Annotated in this window: 17 protein-coding genes; 5 read left to right on the plus strand and 12 right to left on the minus strand. The window is 68.5% G+C overall.

Annotated elements, in window-relative coordinates:
* Nucleotides 1-23: 23 nt before the first annotated feature.
* Both AC1DG4_RS06295 and AC1DG4_RS06300 read left to right on the plus strand, forming a co-directional pair.
* On the plus strand, nt 24-449 hold the full coding sequence (locus AC1DG4_RS06295) for a GtrA family protein (RefSeq protein ID WP_477379532.1): 426 nt from the start codon (nt 24-26) through the stop codon (nt 447-449).
* Entirely contained in the window at nt 442-1,428 is a 987-nt protein-coding gene (locus AC1DG4_RS06300; RefSeq protein ID WP_477379534.1) for a glycosyltransferase family 2 protein, read from the plus strand. Before AC1DG4_RS06295 ends, AC1DG4_RS06300 begins: the two co-directional genes overlap by 8 nt.
* A 57-nt stretch (nt 1,429-1,485) precedes the next feature.
* On the opposite strand, the gene AC1DG4_RS06305 is transcribed toward AC1DG4_RS06300, so the two are convergent.
* A complete protein-coding gene (locus AC1DG4_RS06305) occupies nt 1,486-3,429 on the minus strand; it encodes a DUF6541 family protein (RefSeq protein ID WP_477379536.1) in 1,944 nt (647 codons plus the stop codon).
* A gap of 31 nt (nt 3,430-3,460) precedes the next feature.
* Complete coding sequence (locus AC1DG4_RS06310) at nt 3,461-4,762, minus strand: nucleotide sugar dehydrogenase (RefSeq protein WP_477379538.1); 1,302 nt, start codon at nt 4,760-4,762, stop codon at nt 3,461-3,463.
* A 109-nt stretch (nt 4,763-4,871) separates the two neighbouring features.
* Between AC1DG4_RS06310 and AC1DG4_RS06315 the strand changes: the two genes are divergently transcribed.
* Complete coding sequence (locus tag AC1DG4_RS06315) at nt 4,872-6,050, plus strand: acyltransferase family protein (protein WP_477379540.1); 1,179 nt, start codon at nt 4,872-4,874, stop codon at nt 6,048-6,050.
* Here the strand turns inward: AC1DG4_RS06315 and AC1DG4_RS06320 are convergent.
* The gene (locus AC1DG4_RS06320) at nt 6,030-7,247 is read right to left on the minus strand and encodes a glycosyltransferase family protein (protein WP_477379542.1); all 1,218 of its coding nucleotides are present in this window, start codon (nt 7,245-7,247) and stop codon (nt 6,030-6,032) included. The two genes, AC1DG4_RS06315 and AC1DG4_RS06320, sit on opposite strands and share 21 nt — an antisense overlap.
* 96 nt (nt 7,248-7,343) lie before the next feature.
* Between AC1DG4_RS06320 and wecB the strand changes: the two genes are divergently transcribed.
* Complete coding sequence (gene wecB / locus AC1DG4_RS06325; protein ID WP_477379544.1) at nt 7,344-8,414, plus strand: non-hydrolyzing UDP-N-acetylglucosamine 2-epimerase; 1,071 nt, start codon at nt 7,344-7,346, stop codon at nt 8,412-8,414.
* On the opposite strand, the gene AC1DG4_RS06330 is transcribed toward wecB, so the two are convergent.
* Genes AC1DG4_RS06330 through AC1DG4_RS06340 form a run of 3 tightly spaced genes read right to left on the minus strand, consistent with a single transcriptional unit; the run spans nt 8,411 to nt 12,020 of the window.
* The gene (locus tag AC1DG4_RS06330; RefSeq protein WP_477379546.1) at nt 8,411-9,520 is read right to left on the minus strand and encodes a glycosyltransferase family protein; all 1,110 of its coding nucleotides are present in this window, start codon (nt 9,518-9,520) and stop codon (nt 8,411-8,413) included. The two genes, wecB and AC1DG4_RS06330, sit on opposite strands and share 4 nt — an antisense overlap.
* Nucleotides 9,517-10,680, minus strand: a complete 1,164-nt coding sequence (locus tag AC1DG4_RS06335; protein WP_477379548.1) for a glycosyltransferase — start codon at nt 10,678-10,680, stop codon at nt 9,517-9,519. Before AC1DG4_RS06335 ends, AC1DG4_RS06330 begins: the two co-directional genes overlap by 4 nt.
* Before the next feature lie 23 nt (nt 10,681-10,703).
* Nucleotides 10,704-12,020, minus strand: coding sequence for an oligosaccharide flippase family protein (locus AC1DG4_RS06340; RefSeq protein WP_477421134.1), 1,317 nt, complete (start codon nt 12,018-12,020; stop codon nt 10,704-10,706).
* A 110-nt stretch (nt 12,021-12,130) separates the two neighbouring features.
* Between AC1DG4_RS06340 and AC1DG4_RS06345 the strand changes: the two genes are divergently transcribed.
* Nucleotides 12,131-13,678 (plus strand): asparagine synthase-related protein, encoded by a 1,548-nt coding sequence (locus AC1DG4_RS06345; RefSeq protein ID WP_477379552.1) that lies wholly within the window; start codon nt 12,131-12,133, stop codon nt 13,676-13,678.
* A 102-nt stretch (nt 13,679-13,780) separates the two neighbouring features.
* Here AC1DG4_RS06345 and AC1DG4_RS06350 read toward each other — a convergent pair whose 3' ends face one another.
* Genes AC1DG4_RS06350 through AC1DG4_RS06375 form a run of 6 tightly spaced genes read right to left on the minus strand, consistent with a single transcriptional unit; the run spans nt 13,781 to nt 18,829 of the window.
* Nucleotides 13,781-14,779 (minus strand): Gfo/Idh/MocA family oxidoreductase, encoded by a 999-nt coding sequence (locus tag AC1DG4_RS06350; RefSeq protein ID WP_477380390.1) that lies wholly within the window; start codon nt 14,777-14,779, stop codon nt 13,781-13,783.
* Nucleotides 14,776-15,873 carry a DegT/DnrJ/EryC1/StrS family aminotransferase gene (locus tag AC1DG4_RS06355; protein WP_477379554.1) on the minus strand — a complete coding sequence of 366 codons (1,098 nt, stop codon included), beginning with the start codon at nt 15,871-15,873 and terminating at the stop codon, nt 14,776-14,778. The genes AC1DG4_RS06350 and AC1DG4_RS06355 overlap by 4 nt, the downstream gene beginning before the upstream one ends.
* Entirely contained in the window at nt 15,870-16,478 is a 609-nt protein-coding gene (locus AC1DG4_RS06360; protein WP_477379556.1) for an acyltransferase, read from the minus strand. The genes AC1DG4_RS06355 and AC1DG4_RS06360 overlap by 4 nt, the downstream gene beginning before the upstream one ends.
* Nucleotides 16,468-17,709, minus strand: coding sequence for a glycosyltransferase family 4 protein (locus AC1DG4_RS06365; protein ID WP_477379558.1), 1,242 nt, complete (start codon nt 17,707-17,709; stop codon nt 16,468-16,470). Before AC1DG4_RS06365 ends, AC1DG4_RS06360 begins: the two co-directional genes overlap by 11 nt.
* Nucleotides 17,706-18,107: a DUF2304 family protein gene (locus AC1DG4_RS06370; RefSeq protein ID WP_477379560.1), complete on the minus strand. Its 402-nt coding sequence runs from the start codon at nt 18,105-18,107 to the stop codon at nt 17,706-17,708. Before AC1DG4_RS06370 ends, AC1DG4_RS06365 begins: the two co-directional genes overlap by 4 nt.
* A complete protein-coding gene (locus AC1DG4_RS06375; RefSeq protein ID WP_477379562.1) occupies nt 18,104-18,829 on the minus strand; it encodes a glycosyltransferase family 2 protein in 726 nt (241 codons plus the stop codon). The genes AC1DG4_RS06370 and AC1DG4_RS06375 overlap by 4 nt, the downstream gene beginning before the upstream one ends.
* Nucleotides 18,830-18,848: the final 19 nt, after the last annotated feature.

The raw sequence follows: 18,848 nt of genomic DNA on the forward strand, positions 1-18,848 counted from the left end.
TCGGGATCTGTCAGAATCTCCTCATGTCGACGCTCCCCGCCCTCGCGCAACGTCTCTGGGCGAACGCCGCACTGCGCTATCTGATCGTCGGCGGATTCTGCTTCGTCGTCGACGTCGGCCTGCTCTGGCTCACCCACGACGTGCTCCGCGTCCCCCTGGTGATCGCCACGCCTGTGGCTTTCCTCGCCTCGTTCGCGGTGACCTACACTCTGCAGAGGGTCTTCGCCTTCGGATCCGATGCCAAGCTCGCGCCGAGCGTCGTCCGATACACCGCACTCGTGATCTTCAACACCCTGGCAACGACGGGGATCGTCTGGGCCGCACCGGCGCTCGGCTGGCCGTGGATCGCGGGCAAGATCCTCGCCGTGGTGCTCACGACCATCTGGAACTACTTCGTTTACCGCCACTGGGTGTTCGCCACCCCCGACGCTCGGAGCGCCGATGTATAAGAACGCCGTGATCGCGGCTGTCGTCCCCGCCTACAAAGAGGAGCGGATGATCGCTCGGGTCATCGAGACGATGCCCGCGTTCGTGGATCACATCGTGATCGTGGACGACTGCAGTCCGGATGCGACCAGCGACGTCGTGCGCGACTCTGACGACCCCCGGGTCACGCTGATCCGTCACGAGGTGAACCAGGGCGTCGGCGGCGCCATCATCACCGCGCACCGGGCCGCGCTCGAGCTCGGCGCCGACGTGAACGTGGTCATGGCCGGCGACGCGCAGATGGATCCCGCGCATCTCCCCGCCCTGCTCGACAAGGTGACCGACGAAGGGTTCGGATTCGCCAAGGCGAACCGCTTCTACGGCCCCGAGTCCTTCCGCGGCATGCCGGGGTACCGCGTGTTCGGCAATGTGGTGCTGTCCTTCATGACGAAGCTCGCATCGGGCTACTGGAACCTGTTCGACCCCCAGAACGGGTATACCGCCGTGCGGACGGAGGAACTCCGCCGCGTCGACTTGGACCGGATCGCCAAGCGGTACAGCTTCGAGAACGATCTGCTCATCAAGCTGAACATCCTCCAGGTGTCCGCGACAGACGTGCCCATTCCCGCGGTCTACGGGGACGAGGTGTCCAGCATCAAGCTGCGCAAGGTCGTCCCGGAGCTCATGAACAGGCTGACGGTCGGCTACTGGAGCCGCATCTGGTACCGCTACGTGCTGTGGTCGTTCTCGCCCATCGCTCTGCTGCTGTTCCTCGGCATCATCCTGTTCGTCGTCGGCGTCGGGATCAGCATCTGGGTGATGATTCAGATCGCCGCCTCCGTCGTCGCCACGGCCGCCACGGTGATGCTCGCGGCATTGCCGTTGATGATCGGGATCCAGATGCTGATCAGCGCCCTTCAGCTCGACATCCAGGCCACGCCCTCGACACCGACGCACAGCCCGTTCGTCGCGCCGGCCGACCGCCACCGCACCGAGGCCTGAGCCCGGCTTCTACCGGCCTCGGCGACGGTGGTCACGCCGTCGCCGAGGGTACAGGCGTCAATCGCACGCGGTGATGCGGTAGAGGACCGCATCCGGGCCCTCGGAGTCCGCCTTCACGAATCCCGGCGCGGTGGCGAGGTCCTGCAGACCGGCGAACCGGTGGTTGCCGCCGTGCACCTCTTTGTTGCCGAAGTCGATGACCCAGCGCACGCCCGTTCGCTTCAGCGCCGCACAGACCTGGGGATCGCTGGCGGCCTTGTTCGCCTTGTCCAGGATCAGTTCCATGTCGGGCGTCAGCTCCTGATAGATGTGCGGTACGAGGGCGTGTCGGTTGGCGATGACGAAGCCCAGCGAGGCACCCGTCCAGGGCGATCCGACGGTGACGTCCCCGGCGGGGACGTTCTCGGGCAGCCGCTTGAGCAGCGCCATCTCCTGGGAGGAGAGCAACGGCGAGTTCGGCGCCAGGCTGAAGGACTGCCGCGCGGCTGCCACTTCCGCCGACATCGCGGGTCCGGTCTGCGTGAGCACCAGCACGATGGCCGCGCCGACGGCCCCGACCGAAGTCGCGACGGCGACGTGCGCACGCTCAGGCAGCGGTCGTACCAGTGCGGCGGCCGCGAGCCCCACACCGATGGCACCGAGCGGCACGACCAGAGTCGGCGTGAGAGAGGCGATCCGGAAGAGGTCGCTGTACCAGGTGCCCGTAAGGCCGTACCGCAGCACGCCTGAGGGGAATGACGCACACACGACGTAGAGGAAGCCGATGGTCGCCCATCCGGCCACCAGCCACCACCACCTGCGACGGAGCGCCAGGATCAGCACGATCCCGAGGAACATCACCGCGGTCGCGGTCAGATTGTCGGGTCGCCAGCCGACGCCGTTCAGGAGTACGTCCTGAACGGCATGGGAGAACGGCATCGCCGGAGGCCAGAAAGCCTGGGCCCTGGTCGGCCGGGCCTTGATCAGCAACACGGCAACGATCGCGAGTCCGATGCCCCAGGCGCCGAGGCCGATCGCAAGCCTGCGCCTCGACCGCGGAGACCGCGCCCGCTCCGCGCGCAGCCACCGGACTCCGGCGATGAGAGCCGGCCAGACGCCGATTGCGAAGAAGGCCATCAGGGTGCTCGGGTGGGCGAGCGCGAGCGCGGGAATGGTCGCGAGCAGCACGATCCAGCCCACGAGCGGCGCCGGGCGGGGACCCGCGCCGGTTCGGGTCACCATGACCAGCAGCGCCAGCGCCGCCGGCAGCAACGACACCGACAGCTCGTTGGGATAGAGGACGCCGAAGTCGATCATGAGGATCGGGAAGGCGGCCAGTCCGACCGAGAGGGCCGCTGCGGTGAGGGTCGCAGGAACCGAGGATCCGATGATCTGGCGTGTGAGGAAGATCGCCGAGATCGGCCAGACCACGGCCGCGAGGACGATGCTCGTCGCGTTCACCACCGTCGGGATCGAGGCACCGCTCAGCTGCGCGACGGTCGCCGCATAGGCGTGCCACAGGCTCGGGTAGAAGCCGGGGATGATCTGCTTTGTCGGAGCGATGAGACCCGTGTCGAGCACGTAACGGACCGCGTTGAGGTGATAAATGTCATCGAAAGTCTGCGAGATGGTGTCCGGTGCGCCGAAAACGGCCAACAACCGCGGAGTCAGGACGGCTGCCGCCACGCCCACCGCCACGAAGGGCGCCAGCGAACGAGGGCGCCACCATCGGGGCTCGGCGATGTCTTCGCCGAACAGCCCCAGACGGCGGAGCACGAGACGGACGACGACCGCGGCGCCTACGAGCACGATGACCGAGACGAGCCATGTCCAGACGGCCCACCGGAAAGGCAGCACGATCTGGACCAGGCTGAAGAGACCGATGCCGGCGAAGCTCAGCGGCGCCGCGGCCCCGAGCGCCGCGAATCCGCGCAGGCGGAGGATCCTCGCCGCGATGACGCCGGGAACGATCGCGACGACGAATGCCATGAGCACGGGAACGGTGATGTCGCCCCAGTTCATCTGGATCCCTTCTCGCGCACGATCGCCCTGATCAGACCGACGAGGCGGTGCCGACGATGATGCGCGGCGTCCCCGCCCAGAGCGCGGCGTCCGTCGCGGCGCGTCCGTCGACGAGCAGCTTCACTCCTGGAAGATCCGCGGGGGTGAGCGCACGATAGTCGGCGTGATCGGTCTGCAGCACCGCGAGATCCGTCGCGGCGCCCATCTCGTACGGCTCGAGCCCCAGGGCCCGCAGCTCGTCATCGCTGTACAGCGGATCGTGGACCCGGACGTCCGCCCCGCGTGCACTCAGCGCGGCCACGGTCGGGAACACTCCGGAGAACGCGGTCTCCTTGACGCCCCCGCGGTAGGCGGCGCCGAGCACGACCGCGGTGAGGCCGGACAGCGATCCGAGGACGCTCTCCGCCTGGGCGACCAGACGCTCGGGCATCGACGCGTTCAGCTGACGGGCGGTCCGGACGATGTCGGCGTCCGGGTCGGTCGACAGGTAGAGGCGCGGATACACCGGGATGCAATGCCCGCCGACCGCGATGCCGGGGCGGTGGATATGACTGTAGGGCTGCGAGTTGCAGGCCTCGATGACCTTGTAGACGTCGATCCCGTGCGCGGCGGCGAAGAGGCCGAACTGGTTGGCCAGACCGATGTTCACGTCGCGGTAGGTGGTCTCGGCGAGCTTCGCCATCTCCGAGGCCTCGGTCGTACCCAGATCCCAGACGCCGTTCGGACGGGGGAGGTCGGGCCGCTCGTCGAACTGCAGCACGGCCTCGTAGAACTCGCGAGCCAGCCGGGTCCCCTCCGCCGAGAGCGCGCCGATGAGCTTCGGGTACTTGCGCAGATCCGCGAACACGCGCCCCGTGAGCACCCGCTCCGGGGAGTAGACGACGTGGAAGTCGACGCCCTCATTCAGCCCGGACCCTTCTTCCAGCATCGGCGCGAAGCGCGTCCGCGTGGTCCCGACCGGCAGGGTGGTCTCGTAGGACACCAGGGTCCCCGGGGTGAGGTGCTGCGCGAGCGAGGTCGTCGCTGAATCCATGTATCGGAAGTCGGGCTCCCATGTGACGTCGTCCACGAACACCGGGGCGACGAGCACCACGGCGTCGGCCCCGGGGATGGCGTCTGCGTAGTCGGTCGTCGCGCGGAGACGCCCGGAGAGGATCAGTTCGGCGAGCTTCTCCTGAAGGTGCGCCTCCCCAGGGAACGGCTCGAGACCCGCGTTGATGGTGTCGACAGCCTTCTGATTGACATCGACGCCAACCACTTCGTGTCCGGAATCGGCGAACTGGACGGCGAGGGGAAGCCCGATCTTTCCCAGGGCTACGACGGCGATGCGCATGGGTTCAATGCTATCGGCCCTCGGCCGCGTGTCGCCGCAGCGCGTCCCCGGGCTGCCCACGCCCGGTGTTCTCCGGTCTCTCGGGCGGCCGCTGATACGCTTTGCCGTCGTGACCACGTCCGCTCCGCATGCCCCCGTTCGCCTGGACGCGGTGACCTCGCTGCGCTGGTGGGCCGCGCTGGCCGTGTTCGGCCACCACATCCTCAATCTCGTCCATGTTCCCGCCCCGCTGGAAGCGGCGATGGGCTTCGGGTACCTCGGCGTCAATTTCTTCTTCGTCCTCTCGGGCTTCGTCCTGATGTGGTCGTTGCGCCCCGGCGTCGATCGGCGGACGTTCTACTGGCGCCGGTTCGCACGGATCTACCCGCTGCACCTGCTCACGCTGCTCCTTGCGGTGCCCGTCTTCTATCGCTTCCACCCGCCCGTCGACCAGCCGTGGATCAAGCCGTTCGACCTGGGCGTGCTCGTACTCTCGCTGCTGCTGCTGCAGGGCTGGTCCCAGCTGCCGACGATCCTGTTCGCCGGCAACCCCGCCTCCTGGACGCTGACCTCGGAGGCCTTCTTCTACGCGATCTTCCCGTTCGCCGCCCCGACCTCGGCCCGGCGCAGCGCCCGCTGGGGCATCGGGATCGCCGTCATGCTCGGCGTCCTCCTGATCGTCATCCGGATGCTGATGCAGCTTCCGGGCACCGCATGGCTGAGCCTTGTGCCACGACCTTTCCTGCACGTTCCCGAGTTCCTGATGGGCGTCGCGCTCGCCGGGGCGATGCGGGCCGGCTGGCGGCCGCGTCTGCACCCCCTCGTCCCCGCCACCGCGATCGCACTGTGGATCGCGATGGGCGTGGTCGCCAGCACGTCGGCACCGGGATTGCGAGCCCTGATGTGGCCGTACAACCCCGAGGCGATCACGATCCTGTGCGCGTGGCTCATCGTCGCGACGGCATCGGCGGAGCTGCGCGGCTCGGCGAGGATCATGCGCTGGCGCCCGTTCGTCGCCCTCGGAGAGTGGTCGTTCGCTTTCTATCTCATCCACGCCACGATCATGTACGCGGTGCTCGAAGCGATCGGATTCCAGCAGGGCGACGGATGGATCGCGATCCTGTGGGCCGGCCTCGTCCTCGGGGCTTCGGTCATCGCCTCCTGGCTGCTGCACGCCTATGTGGAGCGTCCGGTGGAGAAGCGCCTCCGCTCGTGGCAGCAGGACCGTCGCACCCGGCGGACAGCGGCACTCACCAGCGGAGAGGACCGGCTGCCACAACGGCGGGAGTCAATCGACGACAGGGTCTAAGAACGCCGTCAGCGCAGGGCGGGTGAACGATCCGTCATGGACGAGGCGCACGAAGCTGCGGCCGGCCGCACCGGCCTCCCGGCGCTCGTCGGGGCTCTCGGCCAGGCGTTCCAGCACCCCGCGGAGGGTGTCCGGGTCCGCCTGCACGATCGGGAGCTCAAGACCCGTGACACTGCGGACATGAGCCCGCACCTGCTCATCGACGTTGCCCACGACGACGCGCCCCGCCGCCATCGCTTCACAGGCAGCGACTCCGTAGCTGCCGATCAGGAGCTGGTCCACGACGATGTCTGCATCGGCGATCCGTCCCGGCATCTCAGCGGAGGGGATCCCCTGAAGAGTGCGGTACTCGATCACTCCGCCGGCCTGCAGCTCGCGGGCGGCGGCCTCCACGTGCCTCGTCCCCTTCACCGGACCGGCGCTCGGCACATGCAGCACCACGGGGACCGCCGCATCGACACCTCTGGCGCTGTGCCAGCGCTCCGGATCGATCACGACCGGGAGCCAGTCTGCGCCGGGGACATCGAGCAGCAGGTCGGGGGTCGACACGTAGACAGGACCGGCGAAGGACCGCGCAACCTCCAGGTTCTCCGCGACCAGCCGCTCGAGGTCCTCTCGCTCGCGCGTCGACATCTCCTCGAACGGGGAATGCCGATTCCGGCGGCGATGAGCGGAAGGAAGCCGCACGTCCGTACCGTGGCAGACGAGTGCGACCCTGATGCCTGCGCGTGTCATCTCCGCGACCTCGGCAGTGATGGCGCGACCGCTCCCCCGCCCGAGGACGGAGGTGAACGATTCGATCATCACGTGGGTGAAGCTCGCGAGCGCCTCACGTTGTGAACGCCTCCACGACGGGGAGCCCAGGAACGTGCGGGCTGGCACGTGCCGGGTCGCGGGGAACCGGAAGGACCCCGGGAACTCCACGGCCAGGTTCTGCGCCTCGACGTCCTCGGACTGTGCGCTCGCCGCCCACGCCGAGCCCTGACCCGCATAGTTCATGGGGGCGATTAGCAGGCGCGCACGGCGCGTCGGATCGGCAGAGAGCGGCGGTACGGCGTCGGCGCCGGGGACCGTGCGATCCATGATCCAGGCGAAGGGGCCGCGTTCCGCGGCGACCGCGGCGTCGACCGCTCTGCGCACCGGAGCGGGCAGGGCACGACGAGCACGCATCATCCAGCGGGAGAGGCTCCGAGACATCTGCTTCCTTCTGCGGCACACGCGCAACACCGTCTGCGACCCTAGCACCGGGACGTGGGACCGCCCCGTCTCCGTCGCCTGCATAGACTTGTCATCGTGAAGATCATGAGCGTCGTCGGCGCCCGCCCGCAGTTCGTCAAGCTCGCCCCCATCGCCCGCGCGGCCGCAGCCGCCGGCGAAGAGCACATCATCGTTCATACAGGACAGCATTACGACCCGATGCTGTCCGACGTCTTCTTCCGCGACCTTGAGATCCCTGCGCCGGACGCGCACCTCGGTGTCGGCTCCGGATCGCACGGCGTGCAGACCGGCGCGATCCTCAGCCAGATGGACGGGGTACTGGAGCGTTTCCAGCCGGACGCGGTTCTCGTCTACGGAGACACGAACTCGACGCTCGCCGCAGCGGTCAGCGCGGTCAAGCTGCACTTCCCGGTCGCGCACCTCGAAGCCGGCCTGCGCTCGTTCAATCGCGCGATGCCCGAGGAGCACAACAGGGTGCTCACCGACCACGCCGCCGACCTCTGCCTCGCCCCGACGGCCGTGGCCATGGGGCACCTCTCCGATGAGGGCCTCGCGGCGCGCTCCGTCCTCGTCGGCGACGTGATGACCGACGTGCTGTACCAGGTCAGGGACGCCGTCGCCGCGCAGCCGAGCGCGCAGCCGATCATCGAGGACGTCGAGCCGGGCGCGTACCGCTTGGCCACAATCCATCGCGCCGAGAACACCGATGACCCGTCGCGGCTTCGCGAGATCGTCGATGCGCTCGCCGCGTCGCCGCTGCCCGTGATCCTGCTCGCCCACCCGCGCGTCCGAGCCAAGGCGGCTGAGCACGGCATCGCACTCGATGCCGGCTCGCTGCGGACCAGGGATCCGCTGGCGTACCCCGAGCTGATCGCCGCCGCCAATGACAGCGCCGGCATCGTCACCGACTCAGGAGGCCTGCAGAAGGAGGCCTTCCTCCTGCGGGTGCCCTGCACAACGGTGCGGCGAGAGACCGAATGGGTCGAGACGGTCGAGCTCGGGTGGAACGTTCTGGCGAACACCGCGGACGAGATCGCCGCGGCGCTGGCTCGTTCGACACCGGCAGCCACAGACGCGCAGCCCTACGGCGACGGCCACGCCGCATCGCGCGCCGTGGCAGCGATCACGGCCGCGTTCGGCGGCTAGATCGCTGCCTGCGATCCCACCAGCTCGGCGGCGACCTGGGCGGCCCGTGCGCGCCAGGTGTGCTCCTCGCGCACCTCGCGCACCCGGTCGCGCACCCGTTCGACCTCTGCCGGATCGGCAGCGAGGCGACCGAGCAGTGCGGCGAGGGCGTCCGCCTCGTAGGGCACGACCCATCCGACGCCGTTCTCCCGGACGAAGTCCGCGACCAGCGATCCCTCCGCGCTGATGATCGGCTTGCCGTGGCCCAGGTACTCGTACATCTTCATCGGCGCGGCGAACTCGCGGTACGCGATCGGCTCGAGGAAGAGCGAACCGAACTGCGCCCGGTCATAGAGCTCCTCGAGTCCGGCGCCGGAGCGATGCACGACCTCGACTGTCCCGTCGAGCAGGTCGACGTACTCGGCGGAGACCACCTCCCACTGCGACTGCGGGGTGCACACGATCAGATGCGCATCCGCTGCCGCGACTCCGCGCAAGCACTCGTGCAGGCGGTAATAGGTGCCCAGTCCTCCGACGAACAGCAGAGTCAGCGGCGCGGCCGGGGGCTCGGCCGTGTCGACGATGTCCGATGCCGGAGGCAGCGCCGCGGAGCGCGCCCGCAGGGCCTCCGGGACGTGCGCCGCCATCCGCAACGACGGCAGGAACAGCCGATCGAGTGCGGCGCGATAGCGACGGAGGTCCCAGCGGTAGAAGCTCCTCATCCCGAACGTCACCCACGGGCGCAGCCCGGCCGCATAGTCCGGGAACTGCCAATAGATGTCGCGGTAGAAGAGGCCGGTAGGGATGCCCCTGCGGCGGCAGAACCGCAGGAAGCTCAGGTCGAGAAGCGGATGAACGGGGAGGTGGTGCGGATCGGTCAGCGCCGTGGGCATCGTCGCGGACTCCGAGTAGAGGAAGGCGACCTCGAGACCGCCGCGGATGCGGCGTGCGACGTCTGCGATCGCGGTGCGACGCTCGGACGAGGTGCCCGTGATCTCGATGACCTCGTAGCCGATCTGCTCAAAGGCCTCGCGCATCCGCACGGGACGGATCGCACTCGCACTCCTGCCGCTGCGGTCCAGCGGGTACGGGGTGTGGAAGATCATGACAGGCGCTGAACTGGTCACGGGCGAAGTGCCTTCCCATAGGCGTCGATGTAGTTCGCGACGAACACGGACTGCCCGCAGTGGTCCAGCGCCAGGCGCCGGACGCCTTCGGGGTCGTAATCCGCAAGCCGGTCGCGCAGCCGGATCATGGCGGCGGCGAGGGCCGCACGGTCATCGATCGGCACGACGACCCCGTTCTCCGGAGTGATCGCGTTGCGCCCGGCCCACGTCGCGGTCGAGATGAGCGGCAGCCCCGTGGCCATCGCCTCCCACAGGACCGTACCGAACGCCTCGGCCTCACTGGGCAGCGCGAAGCAGTGGTAGCGCGCGAACTCGGCGGCGATCTGATCTCGGGGAACCGCCCCGACGAAATCCACCCGGTCCTGCACACCCTGCGCGCGGGCGAGCCGCTCGAGACCGGGGCGATGCGCGGAATCGCCCGCGATCCGCAGCCGCTCGGGGCCGTCCGGGAAGGCGGATGCGAACGCCTCGATCAGCAGGGAGACCCGTTTGCCGGGGTCGAGGTGCGAGACGTGCCCGACGGTGAAGGGGCCGCCCGGCAGGGGCCGCGGCTCGATGTGCTCGAACTGGGGCGAGAGCAGTCCGGGGAGATAGCGCCACCCCGCGGGGGCGGACAGACGGTACGCGGCATTCAGCTGCGGCACGAATCCCTGGGAGACGGCGATCAGCCCCCCGCTGCCCGTCGCGGCGCGCTCGGCCAGCCGGCGCATGCCCGGCTCCTCGAGACGATCCATCGATGAGGGCCGATGCTCCGTGACGACGTAGGGGATTCCCAAGGAGCGCGAGAGCGCATGAGCGGCGAGCCCCGCAGGGAACATCGCGTGGGCGTGCAGAACATCCGGGCGGCCGTGCTCCGCGATGTAGTGCTCGACCGTACGCCTCCACGCCCGGTTCCATCCGCGCTGGTTGATGGCATGCAGTCGGGGAAGAGCGACGATGATGTCCTTCCGGATCACCCTCACGCCGTTCTCTTCGGCGATGCGAATCCCCCGGGGCCGGCCGCGCCACACACTGGGCTGGTAGAGCGGCGTACCCCGGACGGCGGCGACGCCGACCTGATGCCCCTCAGCGATCAGCGCCTCCGCCTGCTCCGCGAAGAAGCTGCCGTTGAAGTCGCCTGGCGCCTGCGGATACCAGGACGGAATCATCAGAACGTGCACGTGCTCTCCTCCATACAGTCAGGCTATCCGCGCACCGCGTCGGTCCGCCCCGCATCGTAGCGRCGCGCGACCAAGGCGGCCAGAACGATGAGGAGAACCAGCATCAGGGCCATCGCGGCACCGAGCAGGTAGACCGCCAGCGCAAGATCGGACGGCCCCACGACCAGCAGGATTGCGAGGGGGATCACGGTGTAGACGATCGAGAACATCAGACTGAAGTGCTGACGTTCTGTCACGACGAAGATCGTCGAGATCGGGGAGGTGATCAGGTTCATGAAGAGCCAGGGGGTGAGCGCCTGAGCGTAGAGCCCCGCATCGGCCCACCGAGGTCCGAGCACGAAGGGGAAGATCCACGGCGAAAGCACGAAGACGAGCGCAAAAGGCACGATGCCGAAGATCGCCGAGCGCCGAATACTCGCGAACACGGCGTGCACCATCTCTCCCCGGGGGACGMCGGAGAGCCTCTGGAAGAAGACCTGGGCGAGGGCGCTGCCGATCAGAGCCGCGGGGATCTCCACCATCCGCCACGCCATCGAGAACTGCCCGAGCGCAGAGATCGAGAGCCCGGCGATCACCAGATTGATGCCATTCAGACGCACCGCATCGATAAGAGCCGTCGGAGCGTTCCACAGCGGCATGCGGTGGTACCTCGCGACGAGCTCGCGTCGCTCTGCCATGCGAGGGGCGGCATGCTCCTTGAGATCACGGGCTCGTCGTCGCAGCCCGAAGATGGAAATGATCTGGCCCAGAATCGTGCCGAGGATGAGCCCACCCGCGCCGAGGGGCCGAACGAATGCCAGCAGGAGCTGCGCGACGGCAGTCGATCCGCTCTGAAGCACGCGGTTTCGCGCCATGTCGCCGTAGCGGCTGTGTCGGTTCAGCCAATACGTGAGCGCGCTGATCTCCGCCAGGGTGAACGCCGACAGCCCCGTGAGCAGCAGCCAGGGGGCGGCCTGCGGGGCGTTGATCGCGTTGGCCAGCGGATGGGCGAAGGCCACGCAGACGACCGTCGTGAGGATACCGACGAAGAACGCGATCCAGGTGGCGGTGCTCTTCAGGACAGCGGCGTCCCGGGTCTCGCTCGGCAGCATCACCGCCATGTCGTAACGAAGCGTCGCGACCGCGCTGACAAGCGCGACGACGGATGTGAAGGCCGCGAGGATGCCGAAGTCGGCGGTCGTGTACAAGCGCGAGAGAACAGGCATGAGTGCCATCACCACGAGCTGCGCGGCGACCGTGCCGCTCATGAGCTGGAGAACTTGCGCGACGAGCTGATTGCGGCCTGCGAGTGCGCGCAGACGGGCGCCGAAAGAGCGCGGCTGCTCGGCGTCCTCGTTCACGGTCCCCTTCCCGGCTCCGCGAACGCAGAGCCACACCAGTCTACTGGCGGAGCGAATACCGCCGCCGGGAGTGGCGCCGACCCATCCGGACAATCGGCAAGAATGGAGTGATGCGACTGCTGCTCACCCGCCCTGGCTGGACCTCGTCGACGGCGGACGGCCGCACCACGCACGTGCTGCGTGGTCCCGGCGCGGCTCGCGCGGCCGTCGTCGTGCACGATGACGGGGGCGTCGACCTTCGACAGGACGCATTGCGCAGCTTCCCGATCTTCTATGCCGCGGCCCCCGGCGACCTGGTCGTGAGCGACGACGCGCAGACGATCGCGCGGGTGCTCGACGAGCTCGGCCCTGCTCCGCAGGCCGCGAAGGAGTTCAGGCATCTCGGCTTCGTGACCGGCGCCGAGACACTGCATCCCGGCATCTCCCAGGTGCAGGCCGGTGAAGTCGTGACGATCGCGCAGGGCGGTGTGGTCTCCTCCGAGTTCGAACGGGTGCTCGGCGCCACGGGCGAGGACGTCGCCCGTGCCGAGGACGCGGACGAGCGCTTCCACCAGGCCCTGCTCGATGCGTTCCGTCCACTGCTCGCGCGGCTGGACGGACGCCAGGTCGCCGTGCCGCTGAGCGGAGGCCTCGACTCCCGGCTGATCGCCGTCGTCCTCAAGGAACTCGGCTACGACAACCTCGTTCACTTCACCTACGGCATCGGACAGACGGCGGAGTCGCGGATCAGCGCGGAAGTCGCATCCTCCCTCGGCCAGCGCTGGATCTTCGTCCCATATGACGTCGACAGCATGCGTCGCGCCTGGGCGGAGCAAGGCGCCGCCGACTTCATCGTGTCCGGATACTCCGGCAGCGCACTGCCGCATTTCCAGGACTGGTATGCGGTACGCCATCTCCGCCGGGGCGGTCACGTCGACGAGGACGCGGTCTTCCTGCCGGGCCACACCGTCGTGGGCAACATGCACGACGAGGAGATCCTGGATCGACCCGAGGACGTCTCTCGCGATGAGATCACGAAGATCGTCATCGATCATCACGCTGTCCTCCAGCCTGACAGCCGCCGCGTTCTCTCCCGCGATCCGGCGTTCCTCCGGAAGTTCGACGCGCACCTCGACCTGATCGGCTACGACGGTTCGCCGGCCTCTCGTCTGGTGGCCATCGAGTCCTGGAACCTGCACGAGCGGCAGGCGAAGTACATCAACAACTCGATGCGCACGTATGAGCATTTCGGGTATGAGTGGGCCCTTCCCATGCTGGACGAGCCCGTGATGCGGGCCTGGGAGTCTCTCTCCCCCGCACTCCGACGCAATCGTCAATGGTACGAACGTTTCGTGGCGAAGCGCTACGCGGCGGCTTCCGGCACCGCTCTGCAGACCTTCGCGCCCACCTCCATCGATCTCGGGACACGAGAGCGGATGAAAGCGGTTCTGCGCACGCTGGGCCTTCTGACGATGGCGCAGCGGGTAGCGAGCGCCCGCGCCTACGCGGCGCATCCGATGGCCTTCCAGGCCTTCATCCCCGCGGGACGCGAGCGAGCGCTGACGCGGACGCTGTTGCGCGGCGGTGATCCCGTCGGGCTGTTCGCCGACCTCTTCCTCGCCGATGACTGGGCTCCGGCGCAGAGGCTCTTCGACGGAGCGACGACTCAGGCGGTATAGCGCCCCGCTCGCGGGATCCGGTGCAGCAGCACCGCCATGATCAGGCTCGGCACGGTGGTGTTCCGTCCCCCGGCCGAGACCGGGAGACGGAACCCATGACGTTCAGTTCTCCTGCGGCAGCCGGATCGAGTCTCCGCCGCGGGCCGATTCGAGGGCGGCCTCGACGACGGCGAGGGTCCGCTGGCCCTGCGCCATCGTGACCACATCGGTCTCCTTGCCAAGGACCGCGTCCCGGAAGGCTTCGTGCTCGACCCGCAGCGGCTCGCGCTTGGCGAACGCGTAGCGCGTGACATCGCCTTCGGACACTCCCCGGAATGAGGAGACGGACTCCCACTCGAGGGGGATCGTCCCGTTCGCGTAGAAGGTCAGGTCGCCCGTGGAGGTGTCGGCGACGAAGGCGCCCTTCTCTCCCGTGACGACCGTGAGACGCTCCTTCATCGGGCTCAGCCAGTTCACGATGTTGTTCACGATCACGCCGCTCGCCGTGCGACCCGTGATGGTGATCATGTCCTCGTGCTCGCGACCGCTCTTGAACGCGGTCTGCGCGAACAGGCGCTCGTACGGGGACTGCACGACCCACGCCGTGAGATCGACGTCGTGGGAGGCCAGATCCTTCGCGACCCCGACGTCCGCGATGCGGGAGGGGAAAGGACCCTGACGACGGGTCACGACCTGGTAGACCGCGCCCAGCTCGCCCGCCTCGATGCGGCGGCGCAACTCCTGCAGAGCCGGGTTGAACCGCTCGATGTGGCCGACGGCTCCGACGAGCCCCGCCTCGGCGAAGGCCGCGACCATGCGCTGGCCCGCCTCGAGGCTGTGCGCGATCGGCTTCTCGACCAGCGTGTGCACACCCGCTGCCGCGAGCTTGAGCGCCGCGTCCTCGTGGAAGCGCGTAGGCACCGCCACCACGGCGATGTCGATTCCCGCAGCGATGAGCGCATCGATGTCCGGCAGCACCATCAGGTCCCCCGCGACGCCGTGCGGATCTCCGCCGGGGTCCGCGATCGCGACGAGCTCCACCCCGTCGATCTCGCGCAGCACCCTGGCGTGGTGCCGGCCCATCATCCCGACGCCGAGCAGTCCAGCCCGCAACGTCATCAGGCGCCCGCCCCTGCGACGGTGTTCACCGCGGCGACGATCCGCTCCAGGTCGCTCTGCGACAGCGACGGGTGCACCGGCAGGGAGACGACTTCCTTCGCCGCACGCTCGGTCTCGGGAAGATCCAGACCCGGTGCGAAGTGCGCCAGGGACGGGAGGCGGTGATTCGGGATCGGGTAGTAGACGCCCGCTCCGACCTTGTGCTCCTCCTTCAGCGCCGCGACGAAACCGTCGCGGTCCTCGGGGACCCGGACCGTGTACTGGTGGTACACGTGCACAGCGCCGTCCGCGACCGGCGGGACGATGACGCCCTGCAGATTCGCGTCGAGGAACGCCGCATTGTCCTGTCGCGTCTTCGTCCACGCGTCGACCTTGGTGAGCTGGACGCGGCCGATCGCGGCGTGGATGTCCGTCATGCGGGCGTTGAACCCGATGACCTCATTCTCGTACTGGCGCTCCATGCCCTGATTGCGGAGAAGCTTGACCATGCGCGCGGTCTCGGCGGTGGCGGTCGTGACCATGCCGCCCTCACCGCTGGTCATGTTCTTCGTCGGGTACAGGCTGAACATCGCGAACTCGCCGAACGTGCCCACCGGGCGTCCGTCCAGCGACGCGCCGTGCGCCTGCGCCGCGTCCTCGTAGAGTGCGATCCCCTTCGCCGCGGCGAGTACCTCCAGCTCGCGCATGCGTGCCGGGTGCCCATAGAGGTGTACCGGAAGCACGCCCTTCGTCTTCGGCGTGATCGCGGCGGCGACCGCCTCGGGATCGAGTGTGAACGCGTCCGGTTCGATGTCGACGAACACCGGCGTCGCACCCGTCAGCGCGACCGAGTTGCCGGTCGCGGCGAACGTGAACGAGGGCACGATGACCTCGTCGCCAGGACCGACTCCGGCTGCAAGCAGTCCCAGGTGCAGGCCTGCCGTACCGGAGTTCACGGCGACGGCCGGACGTCCCTGCACGAAATGCGCCGAGAACTCGGCCTCGAAAGCGGCAACCTCGGGTCCCTGAGCGACCATGCCGCTGCGCAGCACCCGGTCGACGGCCTCACGCTCGTCATCACCGATGATCGGCTTGGCGGGGGGAATGAACTCACTCACGCGTTCTCCTTCTTCAAAATGCCATCCTGCTCGACATAACGGGCACCGCTCTGCGGGCAGATCCAGATTCCCGGCTCCTCGCCGGCGGTCAGCGGCACACCGGCCTCGCCGACCCAGCCCAAGCGCTTCGCGGGAACGCCCGCGACCAGCGCGTATGCGGGGACGTCCTTGACGACCACGGCCCCTGCGGCCACCGTCGCCCAGGCGCCGATCGTGACCGGGGCGACGCACGTCGCGCGCGCGCCGATCGCTGCACCCTTCTCGATCGTCACGCCGACCGGCTCCCAGTCATGCGCGCTCTTGATCGATCCGTCCGGGTTGATCGCCCGCGGGTACGTGTCGTTCGTCAGCACGACGGCGGGGCCGATGAACACGCCATCGCCGAGGCGCGCCGGTTCGTAGACCAGCGCGTAGTTCTGCACCTTGCAGTTGTCGCCCAGCACGACTCCGGTGCCGATATAGGCACCGCGGCCCACGATGCAGTTCTCACCGAGGTGCGCATCCTCGCGCACCTGTGCGAGGTGCCAGATCGAGGATCCGGCACCGATGACGGCGTCCGGGGACACATCGGCGGAATCGACGATGCGTACTTTGTCAGCGGTCATGCTTCCTGCTTTCCTGGGCATCCACGGCTTCCGCGGAGTCGGCAGCCAGTTTAGTGTCCGTCCGACCCCGGACCTGAGCGACCACATCGGCGACCCGGTCCGCGACTGCGCGCAACGAGACGTGGGCGCGCGCCCACGCCGCCCGGCCCTGCCGAGCGGACTCGGTCGATCCCGTCGCGAATTCCTGGAGCAGCTCGCGCATCGCCATCGCCACGGCGCTCTCCTCGAACTCGACAGCGTGCCCCAGGCCGGCGTCGCGCACGAGCGTGCTGCCGACCTCCGGACCCGCGAACAGCACCGGCGTGCCCACCGCCGCCGCCGCATACGTCTTCGTCGGCTTGGCGAAGTCGTAGCCGATGCCCGGCACGATGCTGACCAGGGAGGCGACGGCGCCGCGGATCCACGATGCCGACTCGGAGGGGCTGATCACTCCGCCGAAATCGACCCGCCCCGGGACGAGTTCCTCGGCCACCGCGCGCAGCTCGGCTTCGACGGCGCCCTGGCCGAAGAACTTCAGCCGCACCGCGGGGTCCTCCGCGGCGATCCTCGCAAAGGCCCGCACGAACACGTCGGGCCGCTGCCATTCGGACATCGTGCCGGTGTAGACGAAGTACGGAGCATCGGCGCCAGCCGTGGCCACGTCGGGCGAGAAGATGTCGGTGTCGATGCCGTTGCCCACGGTGGTGATGCGCTCCTCGGATGCGCCGAGGAGCACAAGACGCTCCGTGACCTCGGCGGAGACCGAGATGATCGCGCGGGAGCGCCGCAACACCGCCCGCTCCATCGCGCGCATGATCGATACCACGGGCCCCGGCGCTCCCATGGAGATGACACCGTCGGTCCAGACGTCGGCAGCGTAGTAGACGACGGGGCGCCGCTTGAGCCATGCTGCGACGCAGACCACCAGGCCGGTCGTCGGCGGCGATTCCGCCACCGCGACGTCGAATCGGGTCGCGAGCAGCCGGAACGCGAGCGGGATGTCGAAGCTCATGTACTGCACATAGCCGCGGACGTTGCCTCCCGCGTCGCGCAGGACCGGCACGCGTCGAACGTCCACGCCCTCGGCATCGGCGATCGAGGGCGCATGAGACGGCGGAATCGTCGTCAGCACGCGGACGTCGTCACCGCGCGAGGCGAGCACCTTCGCCAGCGCCCCGAGACGGAAGGCTCCTGCGCTGACCTCCGGCGGGAACAGGCGGGAGGCGATGACGGAACGCGTTCGCACGGTCACTCTGCGTCGCCCTTCTCCTCTGCCGGGGATCCGTCGTCGGCCGCCTCGCGCGCACGCTCGAGTCGTTCGATGCGCAGCTCGTTGAAGGCGGTCCTTTCGGCGACGGCGCGCATCTTCGCTTCGATCCTGGTCAGCTCGGCGCCGTACTGCAGGCTCACGAGGAAGAGCAGCCCGATCGCGATGAAGAAGACCAGGTTCGTGGGGATGCTGACACCCAGCAGCTGCGCCGCCCCGGTGAGGATCCGCGGGAACACGGCCACGATCAGAGCGAGGATCGCACCGACGAACCACCACACGGCATGACGCTCGCGCAGCGTTCCCCTCCGCGTCAACTCGATGATCGCGATCAGCGTGAGGAGCGCCGCGACGATCCCGAACACATAGGTCACCACGTTCACCGGGCCTCCTCGATCCTGGTGCGCGGACGCAGCATCGCCAGCAGGAATGCGACCCCGGCACGAAGCAGGTAGACCGCAGCCTTGACCGGGCTGTGCGACGGCTCCCCCGCCTGACGGCGCCGCATCTCGACCGGCATCTGCCGGATCACCAGACCGGCCCGCGCAGCGATCACCATCGCCTCGATCGTGTCGCCCAGGTATTCCGCGGGGTACTCGTCGGCGAAGATCGCGATGGCCCGCGGTCCGGCCGCCTTGAAACCGCTGGTGACGTCCGTCAGGCGCGTCTTCGCGACCCGACTCATCACGATTCCCAGCACGACCATCGCCCATCGTCGCGGCCCGCGCACCTCGTAGGAACCCTCGCCCGCGAAGCGCGCCCCCACCATCACATCGCTGTCCGCGAGACCGTCGATCAGGCCTCCGATCGCGGCGGCATCGTGCTGGCCGTCCGCGTCGACCTGCACCACCACGGCATAGCCGTGGGTCCGTGCGAAGCGGAAGCCGGCGCGCATCGCGCCGCCGACGCCGAGGTTGTAGGGCAGCGACAGCACCTCGGCCCCCGCTTCCCTGGCCCTCTCGCCGGTTCGGTCGGTGGATCCGTCGTCGACGACGAGACAGGTCGCCGTGGGGACGGCCGAGCAGACGTCGCGAACCACGGTCGCAACGGAGTCTTGTTCGTTCAGCGCCGGTATGACGACGAGAACGGGCAGGTCCGGTCGCATCAACATCAATCCTATCCAG

It is taken from the genome of Microbacterium sp. 05N427, from assembly GCF_056397105.1.